This window comes from Vibrio sp. Vb1755 (assembly GCF_033338635.1).
Lineage (GTDB): Bacteria > Pseudomonadota > Gammaproteobacteria > Enterobacterales > Vibrionaceae > Vibrio > Vibrio alginolyticus.
Genome location: NZ_JAWOTA010000007.1, coordinates 62,109 through 87,691, shown reverse-complemented (window position 1 = coordinate 87,691; position 25,583 = coordinate 62,109). Strand labels below are relative to the sequence as shown.

The 25,583-nt window shown below is 44.6% G+C and carries 21 protein-coding genes; 7 read left to right on the top strand and 14 right to left on the bottom strand.

Going from position 1 to position 25,583, the window contains the following annotated elements; translation table 11 throughout:
- Entirely contained in the window at positions 1-369 is a 369-nt protein-coding gene (locus R7E00_RS08920; protein ID WP_005382200.1) for a hypothetical protein, read from the top strand.
- 72 nt (positions 370-441) lie between these two features.
- Here R7E00_RS08920 and R7E00_RS08915 read toward each other — a convergent pair whose 3' ends face one another.
- Complete coding sequence (locus R7E00_RS08915; RefSeq protein WP_065274265.1) at positions 442-1,038, bottom strand: VOC family protein; 597 nt, start codon at positions 1,036-1,038, stop codon at positions 442-444.
- A 220-nt stretch (positions 1,039-1,258) separates the two neighbouring features.
- Between R7E00_RS08915 and argS the strand changes: the two genes are divergently transcribed.
- The 3 genes from argS (at position 1,259) to R7E00_RS08900 (ending at position 4,217) form a co-directional block, all read left to right on the top strand.
- The gene (argS, locus tag R7E00_RS08910; RefSeq protein ID WP_005388349.1) at positions 1,259-2,992 is read left to right on the top strand and encodes an arginine--tRNA ligase; all 1,734 of its coding nucleotides are present in this window, start codon (positions 1,259-1,261) and stop codon (positions 2,990-2,992) included.
- 124 nt (positions 2,993-3,116) lie between these two features.
- Positions 3,117-3,545 (top strand): HIT family protein, encoded by a 429-nt coding sequence (locus R7E00_RS08905; RefSeq protein WP_005382194.1) that lies wholly within the window; start codon positions 3,117-3,119, stop codon positions 3,543-3,545.
- Positions 3,546-3,695: 150 nt separating this feature from the next.
- Positions 3,696-4,217, top strand: coding sequence for a YqhA family protein (locus R7E00_RS08900; RefSeq protein WP_005382193.1), 522 nt, complete (start codon positions 3,696-3,698; stop codon positions 4,215-4,217).
- Positions 4,218-4,325: 108 nt separating this feature from the next.
- On the opposite strand, the gene R7E00_RS08895 is transcribed toward R7E00_RS08900, so the two are convergent.
- The 5 genes from R7E00_RS08895 to znuA form a co-directional block, all read right to left on the bottom strand.
- On the bottom strand, positions 4,326-4,556 hold the full coding sequence (locus R7E00_RS08895; protein ID WP_171344867.1) for a FeoC-like transcriptional regulator: 231 nt from the start codon (positions 4,554-4,556) through the stop codon (positions 4,326-4,328).
- Entirely contained in the window at positions 4,553-6,829 is a 2,277-nt protein-coding gene (feoB, locus tag R7E00_RS08890) for a Fe(2+) transporter permease subunit FeoB (protein WP_017634807.1), read from the bottom strand. The genes R7E00_RS08895 and feoB overlap by 4 nt, the downstream gene beginning before the upstream one ends.
- Positions 6,829-7,056 (bottom strand): FeoA family protein, encoded by a 228-nt coding sequence (locus R7E00_RS08885; protein ID WP_005382190.1) that lies wholly within the window; start codon positions 7,054-7,056, stop codon positions 6,829-6,831. Before R7E00_RS08885 ends, feoB begins: the two co-directional genes overlap by 1 nt.
- Positions 7,057-7,888: 832 nt before the next feature.
- On the bottom strand, positions 7,889-11,266 hold the full coding sequence (locus tag R7E00_RS08880; RefSeq protein WP_005382189.1) for an AraC family transcriptional regulator: 3,378 nt from the start codon (positions 11,264-11,266) through the stop codon (positions 7,889-7,891).
- 202 nt (positions 11,267-11,468) lie between these two features.
- Positions 11,469-12,356: a zinc ABC transporter substrate-binding protein ZnuA gene (gene znuA, locus R7E00_RS08875; protein WP_025998632.1), complete on the bottom strand. Its 888-nt coding sequence runs from the start codon at positions 12,354-12,356 to the stop codon at positions 11,469-11,471.
- Positions 12,357-12,434: 78 nt separating this feature from the next.
- On the opposite strand from znuA, the gene znuC reads away from it, so the two are divergent.
- A complete protein-coding gene (znuC, locus tag R7E00_RS08870) occupies positions 12,435-13,223 on the top strand; it encodes a zinc ABC transporter ATP-binding protein ZnuC (protein ID WP_017634809.1) in 789 nt (262 codons plus the stop codon).
- Positions 13,216-14,001: a zinc ABC transporter permease subunit ZnuB gene (znuB, locus tag R7E00_RS08865; protein WP_005382183.1), complete on the top strand. Its 786-nt coding sequence runs from the start codon at positions 13,216-13,218 to the stop codon at positions 13,999-14,001. Before znuC ends, znuB begins: the two co-directional genes overlap by 8 nt.
- A gap of 119 nt (positions 14,002-14,120) precedes the next feature.
- Here the strand turns inward: znuB and sucD are convergent, their stop codons facing one another.
- From sucD to sdhC, 8 genes are all read right to left on the bottom strand, one after another.
- Positions 14,121-14,993 carry a succinate--CoA ligase subunit alpha gene (gene sucD / locus R7E00_RS08860; protein ID WP_005382181.1) on the bottom strand — a complete coding sequence of 291 codons (873 nt, stop codon included), beginning with the start codon at positions 14,991-14,993 and terminating at the stop codon, positions 14,121-14,123.
- Positions 14,993-16,159, bottom strand: coding sequence for an ADP-forming succinate--CoA ligase subunit beta (sucC, locus tag R7E00_RS08855; protein ID WP_005382179.1), 1,167 nt, complete (start codon positions 16,157-16,159; stop codon positions 14,993-14,995). Before sucC ends, sucD begins: the two co-directional genes overlap by 1 nt.
- 213 nt (positions 16,160-16,372) lie before the next feature.
- Complete coding sequence (gene odhB, locus R7E00_RS08850) at positions 16,373-17,581, bottom strand: 2-oxoglutarate dehydrogenase complex dihydrolipoyllysine-residue succinyltransferase (protein ID WP_005382177.1); 1,209 nt, start codon at positions 17,579-17,581, stop codon at positions 16,373-16,375.
- Between the two features lie 28 nt (positions 17,582-17,609).
- Positions 17,610-20,435, bottom strand: coding sequence for a 2-oxoglutarate dehydrogenase E1 component (gene sucA, locus R7E00_RS08845; RefSeq protein ID WP_005382176.1), 2,826 nt, complete (start codon positions 20,433-20,435; stop codon positions 17,610-17,612).
- 171 nt (positions 20,436-20,606) lie between these two features.
- On the bottom strand, positions 20,607-21,317 hold the full coding sequence (locus R7E00_RS08840; protein ID WP_005382174.1) for a succinate dehydrogenase iron-sulfur subunit: 711 nt from the start codon (positions 21,315-21,317) through the stop codon (positions 20,607-20,609).
- 15 nt (positions 21,318-21,332) lie between these two features.
- Entirely contained in the window at positions 21,333-23,099 is a 1,767-nt protein-coding gene (gene sdhA, locus R7E00_RS08835; RefSeq protein WP_005382172.1) for a succinate dehydrogenase flavoprotein subunit, read from the bottom strand.
- Positions 23,100-23,444 carry a succinate dehydrogenase, hydrophobic membrane anchor protein gene (gene sdhD / locus R7E00_RS08830; RefSeq protein ID WP_005382169.1) on the bottom strand — a complete coding sequence of 115 codons (345 nt, stop codon included), beginning with the start codon at positions 23,442-23,444 and terminating at the stop codon, positions 23,100-23,102.
- Positions 23,438-23,830 carry a succinate dehydrogenase cytochrome b556 subunit gene (gene sdhC, locus R7E00_RS08825; RefSeq protein ID WP_017634811.1) on the bottom strand — a complete coding sequence of 131 codons (393 nt, stop codon included), beginning with the start codon at positions 23,828-23,830 and terminating at the stop codon, positions 23,438-23,440. Before sdhC ends, sdhD begins: the two co-directional genes overlap by 7 nt.
- Before the next feature lie 396 nt (positions 23,831-24,226).
- Between sdhC and R7E00_RS08820 the strand changes: the two genes are divergently transcribed.
- Positions 24,227-25,516, top strand: coding sequence for a citrate synthase (locus R7E00_RS08820; RefSeq protein WP_005382163.1), 1,290 nt, complete (start codon positions 24,227-24,229; stop codon positions 25,514-25,516).
- Positions 25,517-25,583: the final 67 nt, after the last annotated feature.

The window sequence follows — 25,583 nt, the reverse complement described above, 5'->3', positions numbered from 1 at the left end:
ATGAAACATAGACTCAAGATATTCCTACTTGGTTTGGGCACTATCAGTTTAACTGCATGTTCAGCAAACGCAGGACTGCAAACAAACCAGACGTCTGAGCACCAAGCAATGATGGTAGAGACTTATAGGACAAGTGAGAGTCAAATTTCATTTATCACAGAGTCTAACGGCTGCAGTAAGAACGATGATTTTAGCCTAAAAATAGAGCAAAGCTCACAGACAGAAGCTCTTATTACTATCGTTAGAGACAAGGCGGATCATTGTAAACGAATGCCGTTTGCCAAAACTTTTACACTGCCTTTAGATGAAGAGTTGAAAGGCAAAAAACTTTCCATTACCAACCCAAAAAGCAAGTCACTGGCTAAATAGTGATTCGCTTACGAAAGGGAGCCTCGGCTCCCTTTTTGCCTATCGCAACTCAGCAATTCTCACCCTAGCGTTTTACGCCTGCTCAGACTCCACAATACGCTTAAGTGAATGCGGGTGCAGTTTGATACAAATGCCTTGGTACTTAAACGCCACTGTTGGGTTATTCAAGCGTTCGCCATCCCCTTTCGGGCTCGACAGTTTGATCTTCACACCCAGCTCTTCTAACTCATTAAAGCGTGCGCCAAACGCTGGATAAGTGTGTCTCAAATCAGCAAGAAACTCATCTGCGGTTTCGGCATGAGACGGAATCACAAACTCCACATGTTCCCAGCTTTCAGTTGGGTAGATTTTGCCTTCCGCAGGGTATGGCAGCTCCAGACACTCAATCTTCCAGCCACGACTTTCCAACGCTTTATCGAACTCAATAACAATAATTGGGCGACCGTTGATTTTCGCTTGTGAAATCACCTTACCGTATTGATTCCATGCTTCATGCGCGGCTTTTGCTGTTTCAGTATCATTAATTCGCAGCGCAATATGGTCAGCTTGAGCAAAGCTCAGATCCAGTTTTAACAGGGATGCAAGCTCTTCAATCTTCGCCATAAATGCATCCAGATCTTGGATCATCAATTTAGGCGCTAGGCGTTTTTCAACTAGTTGAGTCGTCATTGTGGTTCTCTTTTGGGGCGATTTATCTCATTACTCTGAGCGCAATAGTAAACGCAAACCAAACCACATTTCCATTCAATCGAAAAAGTATAAATTTCCCCAATTCCTCTCTGTATGAAAAGCAATAAAGTTGTTATCATTAGCCCCATTTTTGTGAACTCCAACAGAACTCGGCACTTACTTCGCCGAGTTCTTCGTCCTTGAATTGAAGGAAACGCGTGTGAATATCCAAGCACTTATTAATGACAAAGTATCTCAGGCTCTAGAAGCCGCTGGCGCACCTGCAGGCAGTCCTGCGGCAGTACGCCAATCAGCAAAGCCACAATTTGGTGACTACCAAGCAAACGGCGTAATGGGCGTTGCTAAAAAACTGGGTACTAACCCACGAGAATTTGCACAGAAAGTACTGGATGTTCTAGACCTAGATGGTATTGCAAGCAAGACAGAAATCGCTGGTCCTGGTTTCATCAACATTTTCCTAAGCGAAGAGTTCCTAGCAAAACAAGCGGAAGCAGCACTGGCTGACTCACGTCTTGGCGTTGCAGCAGACGAAGCTCAAACTATCGTTGCTGACTACTCTGCACCAAACGTAGCTAAAGAAATGCACGTTGGTCACCTACGTTCAACCATCATCGGTGATGCGGTGGTACGTACTCTTGAGTTCCTAGGTCACAAAGTGATCCGTGCGAACCACATCGGCGACTGGGGTACTCAGTTCGGTATGCTTATCGCAAACCTTGAACGTGTACAACAAGAGTCTGGCGAAGTTTCTATGGAGCTTGCGGACCTTGAAGGCTTCTACCGCGAATCGAAAAAGCTGTACGATGAAGATGAAGACTTCGCAGTAAAGGCGCGAAACTACGTTGTGAAACTGCAAAGCGGTGACGAGTACTGTGCAGAAATGTGGAAAAAACTCGTTGATGTAACCATGATCCAAAACCAGCGCAACTACGACCGTCTAAACGTGTCACTGACTCGTGACGACGTGATGGGCGAGAGCATGTACAACGACATGCTTCCTAAGATCGTTGCAGACCTAAAAGAACAAGGTCTTGCCGTTGAAGATGATGGCGCGCAAGTTGTATTCCTAGATGAATACAAGAACAAAGATGGCGAACCAATGGGCGTTATCGTTCAAAAACGCGATGGCGGTTTCCTATACACAACAACAGACATCGCATGTGCAAAATATCGTTATGAAGAGCTAAGCGCAGACCGTGTGCTTTACTTCATCGACTCACGTCAACACCAGCACCTAATGCAAGCTTGGACAATTGTTCGTAAGGCAGGCTACGTACCTGAGTCAGTATCTCTTGAGCACCACGCGTTCGGCATGATGCTTGGTAAAGATGGTAAGCCATTCAAGACTCGTGCGGGTGGTACCGTTCGCCTTGCCGACCTTCTAGATGAAGCAGAAGTTCGTGCAGCACAACTGATCGAATCTAAAAACCCTGAGCTAGATGCGGAAGAAAAAGAGAAGATCTCTAAAACAGTTGCAATGGCAGCGGTTAAATACTCTGACTTATCTAAACACCGTACGACTGACTACGTGTTCGATTGGGACAACATGTTAGCGTTTGAAGGTAACACAGCACCATACATGCAATATGCATACACTCGCGTAGCTTCTATTTTCGCTAAAGCTGGTGTTGCTATGGACGCTCTCCAAGGCGACATCAAAATCACTGATGAGAAAGAGAAAGCACTTATTGCTAAACTTATGCAGTTCGAAGAAGCGGTTCAATCTGTCGCTCGCGAAGGCCAACCGCACATCATGTGTAGCTACCTATTCGAACTAGCAGGTCAGTTCTCTAGTTTCTACGAAGCGTGCCCTATCCTAGTTGCTGAAGACGAAGCAGTGAAACAAAGCCGTCTGAAACTAGCTGCGCTAACAGCGAAGACCATCAAGCAAGGTCTGTCTCTACTAGGTATTGATACTCTAGAGCGTATGTAATCCGCTTTTACGTAGGTAGCTTAAGTAGCACAAGCTAAATGATGACAAAGGTTGACGTGAAAGCGTCAACCTTTTGTTTTATCTGGCGTATACTGATGTCATTCAATTCAAATCGGACAACATAATGAGTTTTGAACTGCACCCTCAACTGGCAAAAGACACCACCGTTATCGGCCACTTCCCACTGTGTGTGGCGCTTCTGCATAAAGATAACGCCGTGCCATGGGTTATCTTGGTCCCTAAACGTGCAAACCTAAAAGAGCTTCACCACTTGCCAATGCAAGAACAGCAACAGTTTTTGCTAGAGTCTCAAGCGGTAAGCCAAGCACTGGAAGCAACATTCCGTCCAGACAAGCTAAACCTTGGTGCGCTAGGTAATATGGTGCCACAGCTGCACATTCACCATATTGCTCGCTTCAAAGATGACGTAGCATGGCCGGGACCGGTTTGGGGTAACACCAAAGGTGAATTCCGTACAGAAGAAGAGCAAAACGAATTGCTTGGTCGCATTAAAAATGTGCTGTCACTGAGTTCTATTTTCCAAAAAGCATAAGCACTGCTAGCGAAAATAATTCGCCTTTGAATACGGCTGAAATAGACAGAGAAAGATTAATACGTATTTGTAACAATCTTTCTCATTTTTCTGGGATTATCACTAAAATAAAACTTGTTTAGACTACCAGCTCAGTTAGAGAGGGTCATCATGAAACAAGTCTTCAACACATTCCGATACGTCAGCTGGATCGCCATTATCTGTTCTATGGCTGCTTCATTCTTGCTTTTTCTTATGGGTGCAGCAAAAACCTATTCGGCATTTGCGGTCTTCATTCTCAATCAAACACCTCCAGAAGCACTCGCACATTTAGATAAAGCAGACATCGCGATCGCTTATTTGATCAAGTCACTGGATACGTTTCTTGTCGCACTAGTTTTGTTCATCTTTGCTCACGGCATCTACACACTATTTATTTCCAACAAAGCTAAAGCGAAAACACAAGAGCAGTCGGTTTTGCATTGGATCAGAACCCCAAACATCGGCCATCTAAAAAACATTTTGGCTGAAGTCATCATCGTGATCTTGTTTGTGAAGTTCTTAGAGCTCGTGCTGATTAACTTCGACAGCTTAGATTGGACGATCTTAACATTACCTATTTCGATTTTAGTTTTAAGTCTTGGTTTAAAGTTCCTAGAGTTAGGCGCGACTAAACACTCTGAAGAACATTAATTTCGCTGTATTCACAAACAATAACCAGCAAAATAAAAGCCGCATCATTGCTGATGCGGCTTTGTCGTTTTTACGTGATAATTTTTAGGTGACTAATTTTGATAGTCGCTACATGGTGACTGTCAGAGACAAACCATCTTGTTTAGTCACTGAGTAGCGAACACGAGTCACGTCATGAGCTTTATTAGTGTCGACTAGGCGGCTAATTTTGCCCTTCTTAATCCACACGTTTAACATCGCGTCGGCGCCATCTTCACTCATCCCAAACTGTTTAGCCAGATCTGACTGGGAGGCGGTTCCTTTGTCTGCAATGTATTGATAAAGCTCTTTTAAAATCATGCTACTTGCGCCTCTAATGCACCGTTTTGTTTCTTACCAACTTGTTTGAACACACGGTATGTGCCAAAGAAGATAGCTACGATCACAGCCATCCAAATACCACTTGTTACTGGGCTATCTGCGAAATGCGTCAATTGGTTGTAGAACGTCGCACATAGGTAAGCCAAGCCCATTGTCCAAACCGCGATAAAGCGTGCGAACTTATGACCAAACTCACGTACGTAAGCACCCATCGCCGCCACACAAGGAGTGTACAGTAGGATAAAGATTAGGTAAGCAAATGCGGCATTGCCAGAAGCAAACTGCGATTTAATGTTACCGAAGATAGAAGCATCGACTTCTTGTTCTTCGGCAACGGCATTTGAGTCAGTTAAGTCACCCACTTCAATGCCTAGTGGATCTGAGTAGCTCAAACCGGCTAAGTTTTCAGGGATACTCATTACTGCCTCTTCTAGGCTGCCCATTAGATCAAATTCTGCGTCTTCACCGTCACTTGGCGTGGTGTATAGACTGTTAAGCGTACCAACTACCGCCTCTTTTGCGAAGATACCGGTAATGATACCAACCGTCGCTGGCCAGTTATCTTCTTGAACACCGATTGGCGCGAATACTGGAGTTACAACTTGCGCAGCTTTAGAAAGCACCGAGTTTTCGCTGTCTTCATTACCAAAACTGCCATCAGTACCCAATGAGTTGAAGAAACTCAGAATAGCAACAACGATAACGATGGTTTTACCTGCACCAAGTACAAAGCGCTTTAGCTTTTGCCAAGTTTTGATCACCACGTTTTGTAGCGTCGGAAGCTCATAGTCTGGCATTTCCATTACTAGGCTATCACTGCTACCTGGGTAAAGCGTGTGCTTAAGGAAAAGACCTGTGAAGATCGCTGCCACAATACCAAGTAGGTAAAGTGCGAATACAATGTTCTGGCCAGAACCTGGGAAGAATGCCGCAGCAAATAGCGCGTATACAGGCAGACGAGCACCGCATGACATAAATGGCGCCATAGATGCAGCCAGTTTACGCTCACGTTCTTGGTCTAGAGTACGAGTTGCCATGATTGACGGTACGTTACAGCCAAAACCAAGAACCAACGGTACAAATGCTTTGCCCGGTAGGCCGATCTTCTGCATCACTTTATCTAGTACGAATGCTGCACGAGCCATGTAACCTGAGCTCTCAAGTACCGCTAGGAACAGGTACAAACACGCGATAACCGGAATGAAGGTTGCAACCGTCTGGATACCACCACCGATACCATCAGCAAGAACCGTCACTAACCACACAGGCAAATGACCGTCTAACAAGTGATGCCCACCATCAACCAACAATGCGCCCACACCAATGTCAAAAAAGTCGATAAATGCACTACCGATGTTAATCGAGAACATAAACATCAGGTACATAACAACAAAGAAGAAAGGAATTCCAATCCACTTGTTCAAAATAAACTGGTCGAGTCTTTCAGTCACACTACGACTTAACTTGCCTTCGCTTCGGCGAACTTTTTTACACTGTTCATGCAGATGCGTGTACTTAGTATCCGCGACATGCAAATCGATATCCAAATCTAACGTCGTAATGACTTCCAAGACTTTGCTTCTATCAATATCAGAAAGACTATTGAGCACCATTGTGTCTTTTTCAAGCGCACGAATCGCTAGTGCACGATGAGCGACGTTTTGGTCGTTAAAAAGTGCGGAAACCGTTTGAATTGCCGACTCCATCTTCTCACCGTAATGCAAAGACAATTCTTTAAGTGGCACTCCTTGAGCGATGGATTTATGGAGCTTTTCTCTAAACTCTGCCACTTGAGTTTTATTGGTTGCAGATAAACTGACAACCGGACAACCTAACGTTTTCTCAAGCTCTGCAACGTTAATCATCTGACGTTCACGCTTTAGCGCATCCATCTTGTTGAGGACAACAATCATAGGGCGACCAAGTTCGCGAAGTTGCAGCGTCATATATAAGCTGCGCTCTAAACTTGTAGCATCCACCACGTTAATAATGAGATCAGCAGGATGAGTTAGAACCGCACGCGATGCGATGGATTCATCAATACTATTACTATCATTACCACTGTCTAATGAGTAAATACCCGGAAGGTCAGTGAGCAAAAACTCATCCCCAGCATGCTTGAATTGTCCCGTTTTCTTTTCAACCGTGACGCCTGCCCAGTTACCAACTTGCTGTTTTGCGCCAGTTAAACCATTAAATAGCGTCGTTTTACCACTATTAGGGTTACCTACGGTTAGCACTTGATATTGCATTACACTCGCTCCACTTCAATTTTCTGAGCAATTGTTTCTCGCAATGCGACAGACACACCACGGACTTCGACTTGTAAAGGATCGCCCATTGGCGCACGTCGAATCACTTTGACTTCTGTATTGGGAAGCAGCCCCATTACCATGAGTTTCTTTCTGATATCTGATGAAAGACCATCTAACAACCGAATCGTCACCGTATCGCCAGGATTAATCTCTGATAACTTCATAGTGGCCCTTAAGAGTATTGCTAATGAGAAATATTATTATTTAATAAGTTTAGGTTGCCAATATTACTCCCCTATACCCCTTCAATCCTTGTGTGAAATCAAAGATTCCGTAAATGTTTTCACGCTTTCAAACGTTAACTTCGTAAATTTCCTCTCGTTATTTACGTCAAAATTAACAATTAAAAATGACACCTAACGAAACAAAAATGTCACAAACCAAGATAGAAAACAAAAAATGCAAATTAAAACAGTGGGTTAATTAAAAAACAAAACGTTGTCGCTTTTCTCATATAAACATGGCGTTATTTTTATAAGAAAAATAAGTAACCTCTCGTATAGTTACTCCATCGAGAGGGCAACCTCTCTAATAAATTCCAGAGGTGGCATGGCAACATGTCACTCCGGCAGCAAGCGAAGGTGTCCTTGACACCCGTGGTATAGTCCCCCCGGCTATACCACGATATTTTTTTCACCTCTTTCAAAACTTCTTTACCTTATCCATCTTTTCAACACAGTTTTCGTTTTCACGAATGTCGCATGCCATCACTCCCCCAAATGAACAACGCTCTTTTGATACAGCAATACAACTGTCATTTATTTGTTGCAACTATCAGTAAATCATTCTCTTGAAGCCATTTATGCTTATTGCTATGAACATCGCGACTAACAGATAGAACGTGATCGTGCTTACGTGTTGAGAATGGATTTGTAGGCTAGATGTGATGAAGAAACAATGAAACTTACTGCGTTAGCAACTGCAGCAATAATAGAGCACTGTATGCAGCTCCCCAGCATCTTAACTATTAATTAGGGAGCGTATAATGAAGGTTTTCTAGTTAATTTCTTGGCTTTCTTGAGTCAAAGCAAACTTGGAAGGGGGCAAACCAAAATGCAGCTTAAACTTTTGGCTAAAGTAAGATGGATCATTAAAGCCACAGTTAAAGGCGACTTCACTGATTTTCTCACCCGCCAATAACTTTTCACACGCCGTTTCCAAACGAACCTCTGTGACATAGTCTTTTAACGTTCTTGACGAGGCAGATTTAAAACGTCTCTGTAAAGAGCGTTCAGACATATACAGCATTTTAGCGGCTGACGCAGTGCCAAATTCAGGATCATGGTAATGCTCTGCCACTAATTGATAGACTTTTTGCAACCACTCTTTCTCTGGTGTGACTTGATCTTCTGCAATAGTTACAGGATTGAGTTCTTGCTGCGGTTCATCCAGATAACTCCTTTCCTTCGCAGATGGCCATGTAATCTCGACTTTGTTTTGAGCATCAGAAGAGAAGACAGCCAAATAACCACCACTCGTTGTCACTAGTTGGGCAAGGTGGTCAATACTCAACTCAGAGTGATTTAAGTTAGATGGAAGCCCAGTCGAGACTTTATTAGGTAATTGCGTCCCGTAATCAAGAAAGCTCAATGACACAATATCATGTCCCTCTTCTAGCATAATTCTAACCGTTTGACCTCGGAAAGAGCGCTTGATGATATTGGCAAAAATGCTATTGAAAATAACATCAAGATTAAAACTTTCCAGAGCAACCCGGCTCTGCTTGCTCTCATCTTCTAGCTCTACCAAAATACCCGCTTTTGCAAAGTCATCTTGCCATACATCAACCACTGACTGAGTTATCTGACTCAAGTTGTAGTTCTGACTCCCACCACTTACATCACTTGGAACACTTTTGAGTTCATTTAACTGCCAATTCGTTTTAGCCAAATGATCCTCTGTCGCAGTATCCAGAGGCATAGGTAGTTTCGCCACAATAAAGTCGACGCTTGATTTTATGGATAGAGCTACATGGTCTACGAGTAGGTTTCTAACTTGAATCTGTTTACGTAATTGCTGGTTGCTCGTAAGCAACACTCTACTTTGATGTCTTAACTGATTCGTTTTGAGAGTCACTTGAGCTGCTAGATCACGGTTAGCCTGTACAACGTAGCGAGAGCGCCAGAAAACAAGTAATGCGACGACCGCAATACTAGCTACGACAAAGCCTAAAATAGCAAATCGCGATAGATACCAAGGATGAAGGACGATAAAGTGAGATTCTAAACCAACGACTCCAGTGGCAACTTGAGACTCATTACTGACCTGCAAGTGATATTCACCGGAACTAAGGTGCTCGAGTGTCAGTTGGCCCCCCTCTAACGTTTGCCATGGGTCATCGTTGTTCAATCGATAGTACAAATTTTGACTGTCTGGTTTTGGCATCACACCGAATAAAAAACTCAGCGAAGATCCATATGGCAGTGTGAGCCCATTCAGATCGGCACTACCAACTTGCAGAACTTCATTTTCAAGCACTACTTGGCTAACAATAAACTTAGACTCTGGGGGATTAGATACAAGCAGCTTGGATGCTTCTGCTTTTACGAGTCCGTACTTCGACCCCAGAACAAGCTCTCGCTCACCAATTTCTGTCTGCTGTATAACGCTACAAATACCAGGGAGGAACTCATTGTTCATTAAGCCTGATGACGATGAGTAATGTTTCACTAACTCACCCGAAAGGTGGTAATAGCTTAAACCGACAGAGGAAGCTAACCATACACCTTGCCTGTCTCTGATCAAGCAAGCAGGTCTGGCGTTGGGCTCACTCATTTCAACAACACGTTTTTCATCGCTTCGTGTATCAGTTTTAAACACACCATAAGATGAAGCAAACCACTGGCTGCCATCAACCGCCGTGGTCATGTCTAATGATTCACCAAACTTTTCTGAAAAACGGATAAACTGGATGTTGTCATTACTGTATTGGTATACGCCATGATCGGTGCCTATTAATAGGGCGTCTTCAGTATCATATAGGCGCGTAACCTTAGCAGGCAAATACTGACTTACTAGCCACTCACTTCCAAAGTTTCGTACGCTTTGTGCAGCAGTATCAACATTGTAAAGATGGTATCCGCTTGATACCCAAAGACGGTCATCACCATCAACGGTCACATGCTCTACGGCATGTCCAGCCATAACCTGTAAATAAGGAAATGTAATCTTGTTGAGACCATTTAGCTCAAATATTTCCAGCCCTTTTGAGGTTGCAAGCCAAAGCATGCCGTTTTGAAACGCAAATTCATTGATCTGCGACTCCAACTCTAAGACTTGGTTAATCCCACTCTTTCCTGAACGATAAATCTTTCGGTCATCAGCAAACCAAAGCGCACCATCAGGACCTTCAATAGTTTGCCGAATTCGTCCTGATAGGGTGTGTGAGTCATAACTACTAAAGGTCACTCGTTCAAATTTTTTACTAAATAGCGAGTAATAACGAATACCTTGGTTAGTCGCAATCCACATCCCTCCCATATTGTCGCTCAACAACGAATAAATCTTCGTGTTATCTAACTCTAACTCAAGAAAGCTTGCAGGCGCGACTTCGGTGACCTCACCTGAAAAAAATGAGTACAAATAAAGGCCATGCTCTGTCCCCACCCAATACTCTTGATTTGTCTCTGCGAATGTCAAAACATGTGAGCCGCCAATTCTAATCACTTCTTTATCAGGCTGGTAAATGTTGAAAATTAAAGCGCCACGCAATGTACCTATCAAAATTTCTCTTCGCGTGTGTGAATAATAGACTTTCTCAATGTAGTTTTGACCTGAGGCAGCGACATGGTCAAACTTATCACCTTCAGAAAGATAGAAGCCGGAAGTCGTTGCTAGTGCCCACTTCGTTTCAACTAGCACCGCATCATTAATGTAAACGTAGCTATTATTACTATGTTGATAGAGCTGCAATAGAGAGAAAGAGTTTAACTCGCTAGTGTCGATATTGTAGGTATAGAAATGCGCGCCATCACTCACCCAAATATAGTTCTTTGAAGACCCTATTTTTCTTATTTGTGAGCCTGGATTTAAACTAAAGACTAAACGTCGCTCCTGATTTGGATAAGTTCGATAGACCTCATTTTCAATAAAGGTCCAAAAAGCACCTTTATGATAAGCCAACTGCTTAGCCGACGTTTGTAGGAAGCTACCTGATTTAGGCAATATAGTTTGACCATCGTAAAACAGGACTCGTCCGTGTACGTCATGAATCCACAAACCGCCCTTTTCACCCAAGAACAACTTTTTAGCCGCGATAAAAGTACCCTTTGCCTGAGTTGGCAAAGGGTAAAAGATTGCATTTGCATTATGAAGCGCAAATGCTTGGTAGGATAAGACAAAGCCCAACAGAGCAAGGGCTAATTGGCGTAGCAAGACGAAAACCTTTTGTATCAATTTGTGCTCTGAAAGTGACCGTTCATCGTTTGTAAAACATGGATTGATACGGTTATTTTGAGCTGATAATTATTGGTAATGATATCTCAATTACTTTCTGAGAAAAGGCTCGCCTTACCAAAGGTTGTAATTCTTACTACTGGATCACGTTAAAAAGACTACTCCTACATTACGACAGCACTTAATCTGACTTTTTGTTCAAGCATTGCTCAAAACTATTCGCCATATTGTTGAGAAAAGTAAAGTAACTGCCAGGTTTTGCTTCAATTGTACTCCCTAACGGGTCAAGCTCGCCTTTAGTGACATCACTGCCTCTCATTACGCTCTGAACGACAGCCGGGGTAAACTGAGGTTCAGAAAATACACAAGCCACATCTCCACCACTTAGCTTTTGACGAATTTGAATTAAGGTCTTCGCTCCTGGCTTGCGTTCCGGGCTCACAGTAAAATGCCCCATTTGATTTAGTTCATAACGATCTTCGAAATAACCGTAAGCATCATGGAATACAAAGTAACCTTTGTTTTTTACTGGTGCCAGCTTCTGCTTTATCTGTTGGTCAGTGTCTTTTAGCTCGAGTTCAAACTTTTTGAGGTTCGCTTGATATTGAGCTGCATTTTCCGGATCAAGTGATACAAGTTGATTCACAACAGCCTTGGCCACTTGTTGTGCTTGGCTTACACCTAGCCAAAAGTGCGGATCATGTGAGCCATGATCGTGCCCATCATGGTCATGGTTGTGCTCACTATCAAATTCACGCAATTCTAGATTTGGAATTTGACTAATAGTCAAAGTATTCGATCTATCCGAAACAACTTTCTCTAGAAACGGTTCAAGATCATGTCCGTACCAGATAACCAAATCAGCCGAAGCGACCTTTTTAACATCCGATGGACGCAAAGCGTAGTCATGGGGTGATGTGTTAGACTGCAATAACACGTCTGGTGAAGTTACTCCTTGAGTAAGCTCTGTTACTAACAACTGAATAGGTTTGATACTCGTCAGTACCGTTACCGCCTGTACTGGCAGTGTTAACATTGCTGAGGCAGCAAGAATTAATGCTCTTTTCATAGTTTTACTTGGGATATGGCGTGGAAAGTGAGATAATGTTACATTATAACATTATTGATTTGCAAATGAGTTTCATTCATGTCTTCCTTAGTCCATCTTGAGCAGTTATGCGTCGAGTTCGATGGCCGCAGAGTTCTCGATAACATTAGTATGGAATTAGAAAAGGGCAAAATAACTACCCTAATTGGTCCCAATGGAGCGGGAAAATCAACGTTAGTCAAAGTTATCTTAGGTCTTCAAAAGCCAACTAGCGGCAAGTTGAACCGACAAAGAAAACTGAAAATTGGTTACGTTCCTCAAAAGTTGAAGCTCAATGACTCCCTTCCATTGAATGTAACCCGCTTTCTAAATTTAGCAGGAAAATACAGTAAGCAGGAGTGCATTGATGCATTACGGCTTGTTGGCGCTGAACATTTACTTAATAGTAATATGCATCGCTTATCCGGTGGTGAAAACCAACGAGTGTTACTGGCTCGCGCTCTGCTTCAACGTCCTCAGCTATTGGTATTAGACGAACCAGCTCAGGGGGTGGATATCCAAGGTCAAATCGATCTCTATGACTTAATTGAGAGCATTCGTCACCGCTTTGATTGTGGCGTATTTATGGTATCGCATGACTTACATTTAGTGATGGCGAAAACGGACGATGTTATTTGTCTGCATCACCATGTTTGCTGCTCAGGTTCACCTGCCACTATTACTCAGCACCCTTCTTACATCGCACTATTTGGCAATGCAGCGAGAGAGTCTCTCGCGTTTTATCATCACGACCATGAGCACCATCATCACGATTTATCCGGAACGCCAGTAAGCGGTGATGCGATATCATGCTCCCACCATAAACACGGACATCACCATCATGATTGAGTTTCTCCTACCTTCTATTCTTGCTGGTATTGGTATCGCGATCATTGCCGGTCCACTTGGGTCATTTGTCGTTTGGCGTAAAATGGCTTACTTCGGAGATACCCTAGCTCATGCATCGTTAATGGGCCTAGCGCTGGGCTTCTTGCTCAACGTAAATCTCTACCTTGCGCTACTCGTCTGCTGTTTAGCTCTGGCCGTTTTGCTTGTCACTCTGCAAAAGCAACAACTTGTGGCTACAGACACGTTGTTAGGTATCTTGGCACACAGTGCACTCTCTATCGGTTTAGTATCGGTTAGCTTTTTGGAAAACGTGCGCGTCGATTTAATGAGCTACCTATTTGGGGACTTACTTGCCGTCTCTCCACAAGATCTGATGTTTATTTACGCAGGTGTTGTTGCGGTAAGCGCGTGTTTGTACGTCTTCTGGCGCCCACTGCTTTCTAGCACTGTCAGTGAAGAACTTGCCGCTGTTGAGGGCGTGAATACAGACTTAGTTAGATTGGTGTTAATGCTAATGGTGGGTGTAGTAATCGCAGTAGGTATGAAGTTCGTTGGCGCGTTGATCATGACTTCGCTCCTAATTATCCCAGCCGCAACAGCACGTAAAGTCTCTTCATCACCAGAGCAAATGGCATTGTTCGCATCCATTATTGGCTCTGTGGCAGTACTGATGGGGCTTAGCCTATCATGGCACTTCGATACACCGGCCGGCCCTTCCGTAGTGATCAGCGCAACATCCTTATTTATGCTGAGCCAGCTGATTAAAAGCAAAGCATAATCGCATTGAGTATTAAACGCGAAAGACCTTGCTAACAACAAACATAAATCCACGGAAACGGAAAAAGAAAAGCCTGCGAAGTCGCAGGCTTTTTAATACTTATTAAGTAGTGTGGTCGATTACCAACCCGTCACTTCACGTAGACCTTGGCCAATCTCTGCTAGAGATTTCACAGTTTTAACGCCAGCCGCTTCTAGTGCAGCGAACTTGTCTTCAGCAGTACCTTTACCACCAGAGATAATCGCACCAGCATGGCCCATACGCTTACCAGGAGGCGCAGTTACACCAGCAATGTAAGAAACCACTGGCTTCGTTACATTTTCTTTAATGTATGCTGCTGCTTCTTCTTCTGCAGTACCACCGATCTCACCGATCATAACGATCGCTTCTGTCTCAGGGTCTTCTTGGAACAGTTTTAGGATATCAATGAAGTTTGAACCCGGGATTGGGTCACCACCGATACCAACACAAGTAGACTGGCCGAAACCTTCGTCAGTGGTTTGTTTAACTGCTTCGTAAGTTAGAGTACCGCTACGAGATACAATACCTACTTTGCCTTTCTTGTGGATGTGACCAGGCATGATACCGATCTTACACTCATCAGGAGTGATAACGCCCGGACAGTTAGGACCAATCATGCGAACGCCAGTTTCTTCTAGCTTCACTTTCACGTCGATCATATCTGTAGTAGGGATACCTTCAGTAATCGTTACGATTAGCTCGATACCCGCGTCAATCGCTTCTAGGATTGCATCTTTACAGAAAGGAGCTGGTACGTAGATGACTGTCGCTGTTGCACCAGTCGCTTCTACTGCTTCGCGAACTGTGTTGAATACAGGAAGACCTAGGTGAGTTTGGCCGCCTTTACCTGGAGACACACCACCAACCATTTGCGTACCGTATGCGATAGCTTGCTCTGAGTGGAAAGTACCTTGACCACCAGTGAACCCCTGACAGATTACTTTAGTGTCTTTGTTAATTAATACAGACATTATTTAGCCTCCGCAGCAGCAACAACTTTCTGAGCAGCATCAGTTAGCGACTCAGCAGCAATGATATCAACATCAGAATTAGCAAGAACTTCGCGACCTAGGTCAGCGTTAGTACCTTCAAGACGAACAACAACAGGTACGCTTACGCCTACCTCTTTAACCGCACCGATAATACCTTCTGCGATCATGTCACAACGTACAATACCACCAAAGATGTTAACAAGTACCGCTTTCACATTGTCATCAGATAGGATGATCTTGAATGCTTCAGCAACACGCTCTTTCGTCGCGCCGCCACCTACATCTAAGAAGTTAGCTGGTTTGCCGCCGTGTAGGTTTACGATATCCATCGTACCCATTGCTAGGCCTGCACCGTTAACCATACAGCCAACGTTACCGTCTAGTGCTACGTAGTTCAGCTCCCACTGAGCTGCGTGTGCTTCACGCTCATCTTCTTGTGAAGGATCGTGCATTTCACGAAGCTTAGGCTGACGATACAGTGCGTTTGAGTCGATGTTGATCTTACCGTCAAGACATAGCAAGTTGCCTTCGCCAGTAATCACAAGTGGGTTGATCTCTAGCAGAGCAAGATCGTACTGAGAGAACATAGTGCCAAGACCCATAAAGATCTTAACGAATTGTTTGATTTGGTCGCCTTCAAGACCAAGTTTGAACGCTAGCTCACGACCTTGGTAAGCTTGTGGACCTACTAGTGGGTCAATTGCTGCTTTGTGGATGAGTTCTGGCGTTTCTTCCGCAACTTTTTCAATTTCCACACCACCTTCGGTAGAAGCCATGAAAACGATCTTACGGCTAGCACGGTCAACTACCGCACCTAGGTATAGTTCGTTCGCAATATTTGAAGCTTCTTCAACAAGGATTTTTGTTACTGGCTGACCGTTAGCGTCAGTTTGGTAAGTCACTAGGTTTTTACCTAACCACTTCTGTGCAAACTCTTTAACGCCTTCTTTTGTATCGTGTAGCTCTACGCCACCCGCTTTACCACGGCCACCAGCGTGAACCTGACATTTAACTACTTTCTTGGCTGTACTAATACGGCCTGCGGCTTCAAAAGCTTCTTGTGGTGTATCACACGCGTAGCCTTCTGGCACAGGCAAACCGAATTCTGCAAACAGCTGTTTGGCTTGGTATTCATGCAAATTCATTTCGATATTCCGTTTGTTTTTCCCTTAAGGGATTTATTATTTCCATAACGCTGCAGTCTTGGCTGCTTGTACGTCTGTAGGGTCTTCTCAAATCAATCCTTCATCATGAGTTCTCATACTGAAGGATTCAAATGAAGGCCAAACGTTGAGCTAGTCTAGCCATTGAAATTTTTAACGTCTAGCTACCTACGATAACTAGACGTTTTAGCGATATTAAACGTCTAATAGGAGACGTGCTGGGTCCTCTAGTAACTCTTTAATCGTTACTAGGAAGCCAACTGATTCACGACCATCAATTAGGCGGTGATCGTAAGATAACGCTAGGTACATCATCGGCAAGATTTCAACTTTGCCATCCACTGCCATCGGACGCTCTTGGATCTTATGCATACCAAGAATCGCTGATTGAGGTGGGTTGATGATTGGTGTAGACATTAGTGAACCGAACACACCACCGTTTGTGATAGTGAAGTTACCGCCCATTAGCTCGTCTACCGTTAGCTTGCCATCACGACCTTTAATAGCCAGCTCTTTGATGCCTTTTTCAACATCAGCGAAACCAAGCTTGTCACAGTCTTTTAGGACAGGTGTAACTAGACCACGTGGAGTTGATACCGCCATGCTAATGTCGAAGTAGTTGTGGTAAACAATGTCATCGCCATCAATCGAAGCATTTACTTCTGGGTAACGCTTAAGCGCTTCTGTTACTGCTTTCACGTAGAAAGACATGAAGCCCAAACGAATACCGTGACGCTCTTCGAACTGATCTTTGTACTGCTTACGAAGGTCCATGATTGGTTTCATGTTCACTTCGTTAAACGTCGTTAGCATTGCCGTGTTGTTCTTCGCTTCTAGCAGACGGTTAGCGACTGTCTTACGAAGGCGAGTCATTGGAACACGCTTCTGACTGCGAGCCGCTGCCGGCACGTCAACCACTGCTGGCGAGTCTTCTTTTGACGCAGATTTAGCGTTCGCAAGATGCGCTTCAATATCTTCACGCGTAATACGACCACCAACACCAGTGCCTTTCACTTGGCTTGCTTCTAAGCCATGTTCAGCCAACAAACGGCGCACTGCTGGGCTTAATGCGTCATTACTTTCTTCGCTAAGCGCAGCTTTGTGACGCTTATCAGGAGATGCTTCAGTACCTTCTGTTTTGTCTGCAGTTGGTTCACCTGCAACTGCGCCTGGCTTCAATTTAGCAATGATTTGTTTAGAAAGTACTGTCGCACCTTCTGCTTCAACAATAGCTTCTAAAACGCCAGCTTCCGGAGCTGGAACTTCTAGCACAACTTTGTCTGTTTCGATGTCAACCAAAACCTCGTCACGCTCTACTGCGTCGCCTGGTTGTTTGTGCCATGTCGCTACGGTTGCATCAGCAACTGATTCAGGTAAATCTGGAACCAGAATTTCAATTGTCATATCTGTTTCTTCCTTTAACTTCTAATTCTTAATTCGAAGTTTTTGAGTTCACGTTCAGAGCGTCTTCAACCAACGCTTTTTGTTGTTTCAAGTGCACCGACATGTAGCCAACTGCTGGCGAAGCAGAAGCTGGGCGACCTGCGTATTTAAGATTTGCACCTGCAGGAATAGCGGCACGGAAGTTATGTTGGCTACAGTACCAAGCACCTTGGTTCTGAGGTTCTTCCTGACACCACACGAAGTCTTCAACGTTAGTGTATTGAGCAATTGCTGCTTGTACTTCTTCCATTGGGAATGGGTAAAGCTGTTCAATACGCACGATAGCAACATCGTCTTGCTCGTTGTTACGGCGCTGCTCTAGTAGGTCAAAGTAAACCTTACCAGCACAGAACACGACACGTTTCACTTTGCTTGGTTCTAAATCATCTACTTCTGGAATTGCAGATTGGAATGTACCATCCGCCAAGTCTTCAATCGTTGAAGTACATAGAGGGTGGCGCAGCAAAGATTTCGGCGACATAACAATGAGAGGTCGACGCATTGGGCGTACAACCTGACGACGAATCATGTGGTACACCTGAGCCGGTGTTGAAGGAACCACAACCTGCATATTTTGCTCAGCACAAAGCTGAAGGTAACGCTCTAAACGTGCAGATGAGTGCTCAGGGCCTTGACCTTCATAACCATGAGGTAGAAGCATAGTAAGACCGCACAAACGCGCCCACTTTTGCTCGCCTGACGAGATAAACTGGTCGATAACAACTTGTGCACCGTTGGCAAAATCACCAAACTGTGCTTCCCAGATAGTTAAACCACCTGGTTCGGCTGTTGCGTAACCGTATTCAAACGCCAACACAGCTTCTTCTGACAATACTGAGTCAAAGACTTGGAATGGCCCTTGGTTGTCATGAATATTCGCTAATGGAATGTAAGTGCTTGCATCGGTTTGGTTATGAAGAACCGAGTGACGGTGGAAGAAAGTACCACGACCCGAGTCCTGACCAGAAAGACGAATACGCTTGCCATCGTCAACCAATGTAGCATACGCCAATGTTTCAGCCATACCCCAGTCAATGGCTTTTTCACCGGTCATCATTGCTAGACGATCGTTGTATAGCTTATTAACACGGCTTTGCAGTTTATGGCTTTCTGGGTACTGACACAGACGATTGCCTAGCTCAATAAGGCGTGTCTTGTCGTATTTTGAATCCCACTCCATATCCCATTCGTGCCCTAAGTAAGGGGACCAGTCTACAGAGTGCAACGCCATTGGACGCCATTCTTTAACAACCACTTCACCGCGATCTAATGCATCGCGATACTCATTGACTAACTGAGTCGCTGTCTCGATATCTGATTCATTTTTATCGATCAGAACATCTGCATACAATTTGCGTGGTGTAGGATGCTTTTTGATTTTCTGGTACATCAAAGGCTGAGTCGCATTTGGCTCATCCGCCTCATTGTGGCCGTGGCGACGGTAACACACAAGATCGATCACGACATCGCGCTTGAACTCGTTACGGTAATCCAATGCAATGCGAGTAACAAAAGCAACTGCTTCTGGGTCATCTGCATTTACATGGAAAATTGGCGCCTGCACCATCTTCGCGATATCGGTACAGTACATCGTAGAACGCGTGTCACGAGGATTAGACGTCGTAAAGCCTACTTGGTTGTTGATGACGATACGTACCGTACCACCAACTTGGAACCCACGAGCAAGAGACATGTTGAACGTTTCGGCAACCACACCCTGACCAGCGATTGCAGAATCACCGTGGATGGTGATAGGAAGCACTTTGCTACCTTGATTATCACCCAAGCGATCTTGACGTGCTCGAACTGAGCCCATGACTACTGGGTTTACGATTTCTAGGTGCGACGGGTTAAATGCAAGTGCTAAGTGAACATCACCGCCAGGAGTCGCAAAATCAGCAGAGAAACCTTGGTGATATTTCACATCACCCGTACCCCAAGTTTCGTCGTGTTTACCGGCGAACTCATCAAACAGGTCTTGAGGTTTCTTACCAAGTACGTTCACCAGCATGTTCAAACGACCGCGGTGAGCCATACCGATAACCACTTCACGCATTCCACTTGTACCCGCATGACGGATCAACTCTTTCGTCATCGGAATCAGCGCATCACCACCTTCTAAAGAGAAACGTTTTGCACCTGGGAATTTCGCCCCGAGGTAACGCTCCAAACCTTCAGCGGCTGTTAGCTCTTCTAGGAATGTGCGCTTCTCATCTTTGTTGAATGATGGCTGGCCTACGACAGACTCAAGGCGTTGCTGAATCCAACGCTTTTGCTCTGTGTCAGTCATGTGCATGTATTCAGCACCGATGGAACCGCAATAAGTTTTGTTGAGGGCTTCATAGATATCTTTCAACTTCATGGTTTCTTGCCCAACAGCAAAAGAACCTACGTTGAAAGTTTCTTCGAAGTCATCTTCGGTAAGATTATGAAAAGCAGGGTCTAACTCCGCCACTGTTGGGCGTTGCCATAGACCTAGTGGGTCTAATTCTGCAGCTTCATGCCCGCGGAAACGGTATGCGTTGATTAGCTGTAGAACTTTTACTTGTTTTGCATCGACATCTGGGTCACTAACTTGGACATTGTAATGCTTTGTTTCTCTAGCGAGTCGTCGGAAGTAGTCACGGACACGTGAATGTGGTTGTTCTGCCACTTCTTCTGATGGCTTAGGCAAGCCTTCAAAAACACGTTTCCACTCCTCACTTACCAGATCGGGATCACTTAGATACAGTTCGTAGAGGTCCTCTACATACGTTGCATTGGCGCCAGCCAAGTGTGAAGACTCGAGCCATGCCTTCATCACGCCGTTGTGCATATTTTCCCTTAACCAGTAGTTTTCACGTTTGCTTCGGTCTTTGCCGAGCTATAAGAGCCGACTAAAAATACGGTCGGCAATTTTTGTATTCTTTACTCGAATATTACTGAAGCAGTGAAGCGGTCATATCGGGTGATCCGCAACACTGCGACATTCCTAAGAGCGAGTAAATTAAACCGAACGATTAACCAACATCGACTTAATGTGACCGATGGCTTTCGTCGGATTTAATCCCTTAGGACAAACACTTACACAATTCATGATGCCATGGCAACGAAAAACGCTAAATGCATCATCAAGATCAGACAAACGTTCATCTGTTGCCGTATCGCGGCTATCAATTAGCCAACGGTACGCTGCGAGAAGACCAGCTGGGCCGATGAATTTATCAGGGTTCCACCAGAATGATGGGCAAGACGTTGTACAACATGCACACATGATACATTCGTACAATCCATCTAAATGCGCACGATCATCAGGCGATTGTAGGTTCTCACGTGATGGTGGTAATGCACCATCATCAATCAAGAATGGTTTAACTTTCGCATAGTTATCATAGAACTGCGTCATGTCAACGATAAGATCGCGCACGACAGGTAACCCTGGTAGTGGACGAATAACTATCTTATCGCCTTGTAGAGCAGATAACGGTGTGATACACGCTAGGCCGTTTTTACCATTCATATTCAAACCATCAGAACCACATACCCCTTCACGGCATGAGCGACGGAACGCGATGCTTGGATCTTGCTCTTTTAGCAGAATCAATGCATCAAGCACCATCATGTCTGAGCCTTCGTCTACCTCAAGGGTATACTCTTTCATGTAAGGCTTGGTATCCACATCCGGATTGTAACGGTATAAAGAGAAGTTTAATTTCATAGTCGTATCCTCCCTTTAGTATGTACGTACTTTCGGCGGGAAAGCTTCACGATGCGTTGGCGTCATGTTCACATCACGCTTAGTCATCGCTTCTGTTTCCGGATTGTAGATAGAGTGGCATAGCCAGTTCTCATCATCACGCTCAGGGAAATCGAAACGAGCATGTGCGCCACGACTCTCTGTACGGTAGTTTGCTGCAACGGCAGTTGAAAACGCGGTTTCCATCAGGTTATCAAGTTCTAGACACTCAATACGCTGCGTGTTGAACTCTGAAGACTTGTCCGCTAGATGCGCATCTTTCAAACGTTCGCGAATCACTTTCAACTCTTCTAGACCGGTTGCCATCGCATCGCCTTCACGGAATACCGAGAAGCTGTTTTGCATGCATGCTTGTAGGTCTTTACGAATCTGAACTGGATCTTCACCACCAGTGCTGTTTTCCCAACGCATAGTACGCGCTAGAGACGCTTCAATATCAGATTCTGTTGCAGGACGAGCTTCTGCTTGCGCTGCTAGCGTTTCGCCAAGGTGCAAGCCAGTAGCACGACCAAATACGACCAAGTCTAGTAATGAGTTGCCGCCCAGACGGTTAGCACCGTGTACCGATACAGAAGCAATCTCACCACATGCGTAAAGGCCTTGTACTTCCATCTCGCTACCGTCGGCCTTCTGCTTAATTGCTTGGCCAGAGACTTGAGTAGGTACACCACCCATCATGTAGTGACAAGTTGGAATTACTGGAATTGGCTCTTTCACTGGGTCAACGTGTGCAAATGTACGAGACAGTTCACAGATACCTGGTAGACGTGATTCAAGTACTTCTTTACCAAGGTGATCAAGTTTCAACTTGATATGTGGACCCCAAGGACCATCACAGCCGCGGCCTTCACGAATTTCAATCATCATTGAACGAGCAACCACGTCACGACCAGCAAGGTCTTTCGCGTTTGGTGCGTAGCGCTCCATGAAGCGTTCACCATCTTTATTTAGAAGGTAACCACCTTCACCACGACAACCTTCCGTCACTAGAACACCCGCGCCAGCAATACCTGTTGGGTGGAACTGCCACATTTCCATGTCTTGCATTGGAACGCCTGCGCGAAGTGCCATACCAACGCCATCACCCGTGTTGATGTGCGCGTTAGTGGTCGATGCGTAAATACGACCTGCACCACCTGTAGCTAGAATGGTTGCTTTCGATTTGAAGTAACAGATTTCACCCGTTTCCATACAAATCGCAGTACAACCCATGATTGCGCCGTCTTGGTTTTTCACAAGATCCAAAGCGTACCACTCCGAGAAGATGGTTGTTTTGTGTTTTACGTTTTGCTGGTAAAGCGTGTGAAGAAGTGCGTGACCAGTACGGTCTGCAGCAGCGGCTGTACGAGCAGCCTGCTCACCACCAAACTCTTTAGATTGGCCACCGAATGGACGTTGGTATATGGTACCGTTATCAAAACGAGAGAATGGAAGACCCATTTTTTCAAGCTCGATAACTGACTCAGGACCATTTTTACACATGTATTCAATCGCGTTCTGGTCACCGATGTAGTCGGAACCTTTAACGGTATCGTACATGTGCCATTGCCAATCGTCTTTGTGCGAGTTACCCAGAGCAACGGTAATGCCGCCCTGTGCAGACACAGTATGAGAACGTGTTGGAAATACTTTTGACAACAAAGCACATGATAGGCCTTGCTCTGAAATTTGTAGTGCAGCGCGCATACCTGCACCACCAGCGCCGATTACTACGGCATCAAACTCACGAACTGGAATAGACACTTACGCACCCCACAGAATAAATAGACCAGAGAAGACATAGCCGAATAGCACGGCAATAACACCAAGTTGTAGTGCGCCACGTAGTTTCGCGCACTTAATGTAATCAGTTAATACTTGCCACAAACCAACCCAAGCGTGAATCAGGATCGAGACAAGTGCCAACATGGTGAATACTTTAGTGAAGGTACCACCAAAGAATTGGGTCCAAGATGCGTAAGAGATATCTGAAAATGCACAGAAGCTAATCAGATAAATCGTGTATAGCGTCATAATGATTGCAGTTGCACGAATTAGTAGGAAATCGTGTACACCATTACGACCAAATGAAGATACGTGTTTTACCATACCAAGATCCCCGCCAATAATGATAATACTGCTGTTGCACCAAACGCGACTTTAGCGCTCATCGTGCCTGAATCTAGTTCTTCAAAGTGACCTAGATCCATCAATAAGTGACGGATACCACCTGCGATGTGGTAGGCAAGTGCAGTAAGAATTCCCCACAGGATGAATTTTACGAAGAAGCTATCGACGATGTCAGCGGCTTCCATAAAACCCATTGGGGATGACAGAGAAATGGATAGTAACCACAGTAATATACCCACCGCAACAAACGTAATTACCCCAGACACACGGTGTAGGATGGATGCGATTGCTGTGATAGGAAAGTGGATGGTCTGTAAATCTAAATTAACAGGTCTTGACTTTCTTTCTTTCACGGGCTTGCTCACTCAGCTCCATTGAGCATTTATTGTTATAACCAATTTCAGCTTCCAAACGTACAAAAGTTAACATCTATTTAACAAATATCGCGAGTAACCACTCAGATAAGTGTAAACAAGTTGTTAACAAACGGAATCCAGCAACAAACCTCACTCTTTGTTTCTAGCCCCGAATTTATAAGGATTTAACTAAAATTTTCTTTGCCAATATACGGCGAGCAACATTCTAATACAATTGGTGTAACAAATTATGCTACATAGAACAGATTTTTAACGATTTTCATGAGAAAAATCATAACAAGTGCACACAAAGATGGAGAAAAATTGACTTTAAGCTTTAACAACAGTACAAAAATGGCACATAAACATCCTGGACGGATTAAATAATAAACAAAGGAGATTGTTATGGCGGATAAGAAAGCGACCCTTCATGTTGAAGGTCAAGCGCCAATCGAACTGCCAATTATGGACGGTACGCTAGGTACACCTGTAATTGACGTTCGTAAGCTGGGAGCCAATGGTTACTTTACTTTTGACCCAGGTTTTCTTGCCACTGCATCTTGTGAATCATCAATCACGTACATCGATGGCGGCAAAGGTATTCTTTTGCACCGCGGTTTCCCGATTGATCAATTAGCCAATAACGCAGATTACTTAGAAGTATGTTACATCCTTCTTTATGGTGAAGCCCCTACCCGAGAACAATACGAGCAATTCAAAACGACCGTTACTCGTCACACAATGGTACACGAGCAAATCGCAAGCTTTTTCCATGGCTTCCGACGCGATGCACACCCAATGGCGGTAATGTGTGGTGTAGTTGGAGCACTTGCAGCCTTCTATCACGACTCTCTTGACATTAACAACGACGAACACCGCGAAATTGCAGCGTACCGTCTGCTGTCAAAAATGCCAACACTGGCGGCGATGTGTTACAAATACTCTATCGGTCAGCCATTTATTTACCCTCGTAACGACCTTAGCTACGCAGAGAACTTCTTGCATATGATGTTCGCAAACCCTTGCGAAGAGTATGAAGTAAATCCTGTGGTTGCCCGTGCGATGGATAAGATTTTCACTCTACACGCGGATCACGAACAGAATGCGTCGACATCAACTGTTCGTCTAGCTGGCTCTTCTGGTGCGAACCCATTTGCATGTATTGCCGCTGGTATTGCATCCCTTTGGGGACCTGCTCACGGTGGTGCAAACGAAGCCTGCTTGAGAATGCTAGAAGAGATTGGCAGCGTCGATAACATCCCTGAATATGTAGACCGCGCGAAAGACAAAGATGACCCATTCCGCTTAATGGGCTTTGGTCACCGCGTTTACAAGAACTACGACCCACGTGCGACAGTAATGCGCGAAACGTGTCATGAAGTTCTCAAAGAGCTAAACATTCAAGACCCTCTGCTAGACGTTGCAATGGAACTTGAGCGCATTGCGCTTTCTGATGAGTACTTCGTGTCTAAGAAGCTGTACCCGAACGTAGACTTCTACTCAGGTATCATTCTTAAAGCGATTGGTATTCCAGTTTCTATGTTTACGGTTATCTTCGCGATTTCTCGTACCATCGGCTGGATTGCTCACTGGAACGAAATGCACAGCGATCCACTGAACCGCATCGGTCGTCCTCGTCAGCTATACACTGGTGAGACACAGCGTGAGTTTTCTCCACTTCACGAACGTGAATGATCTTTTTAGTTAGAAGATAAACAAAAGGGTTGAGATTTTGTCTCAACCCTTTTTTCTTTTCAGCGTT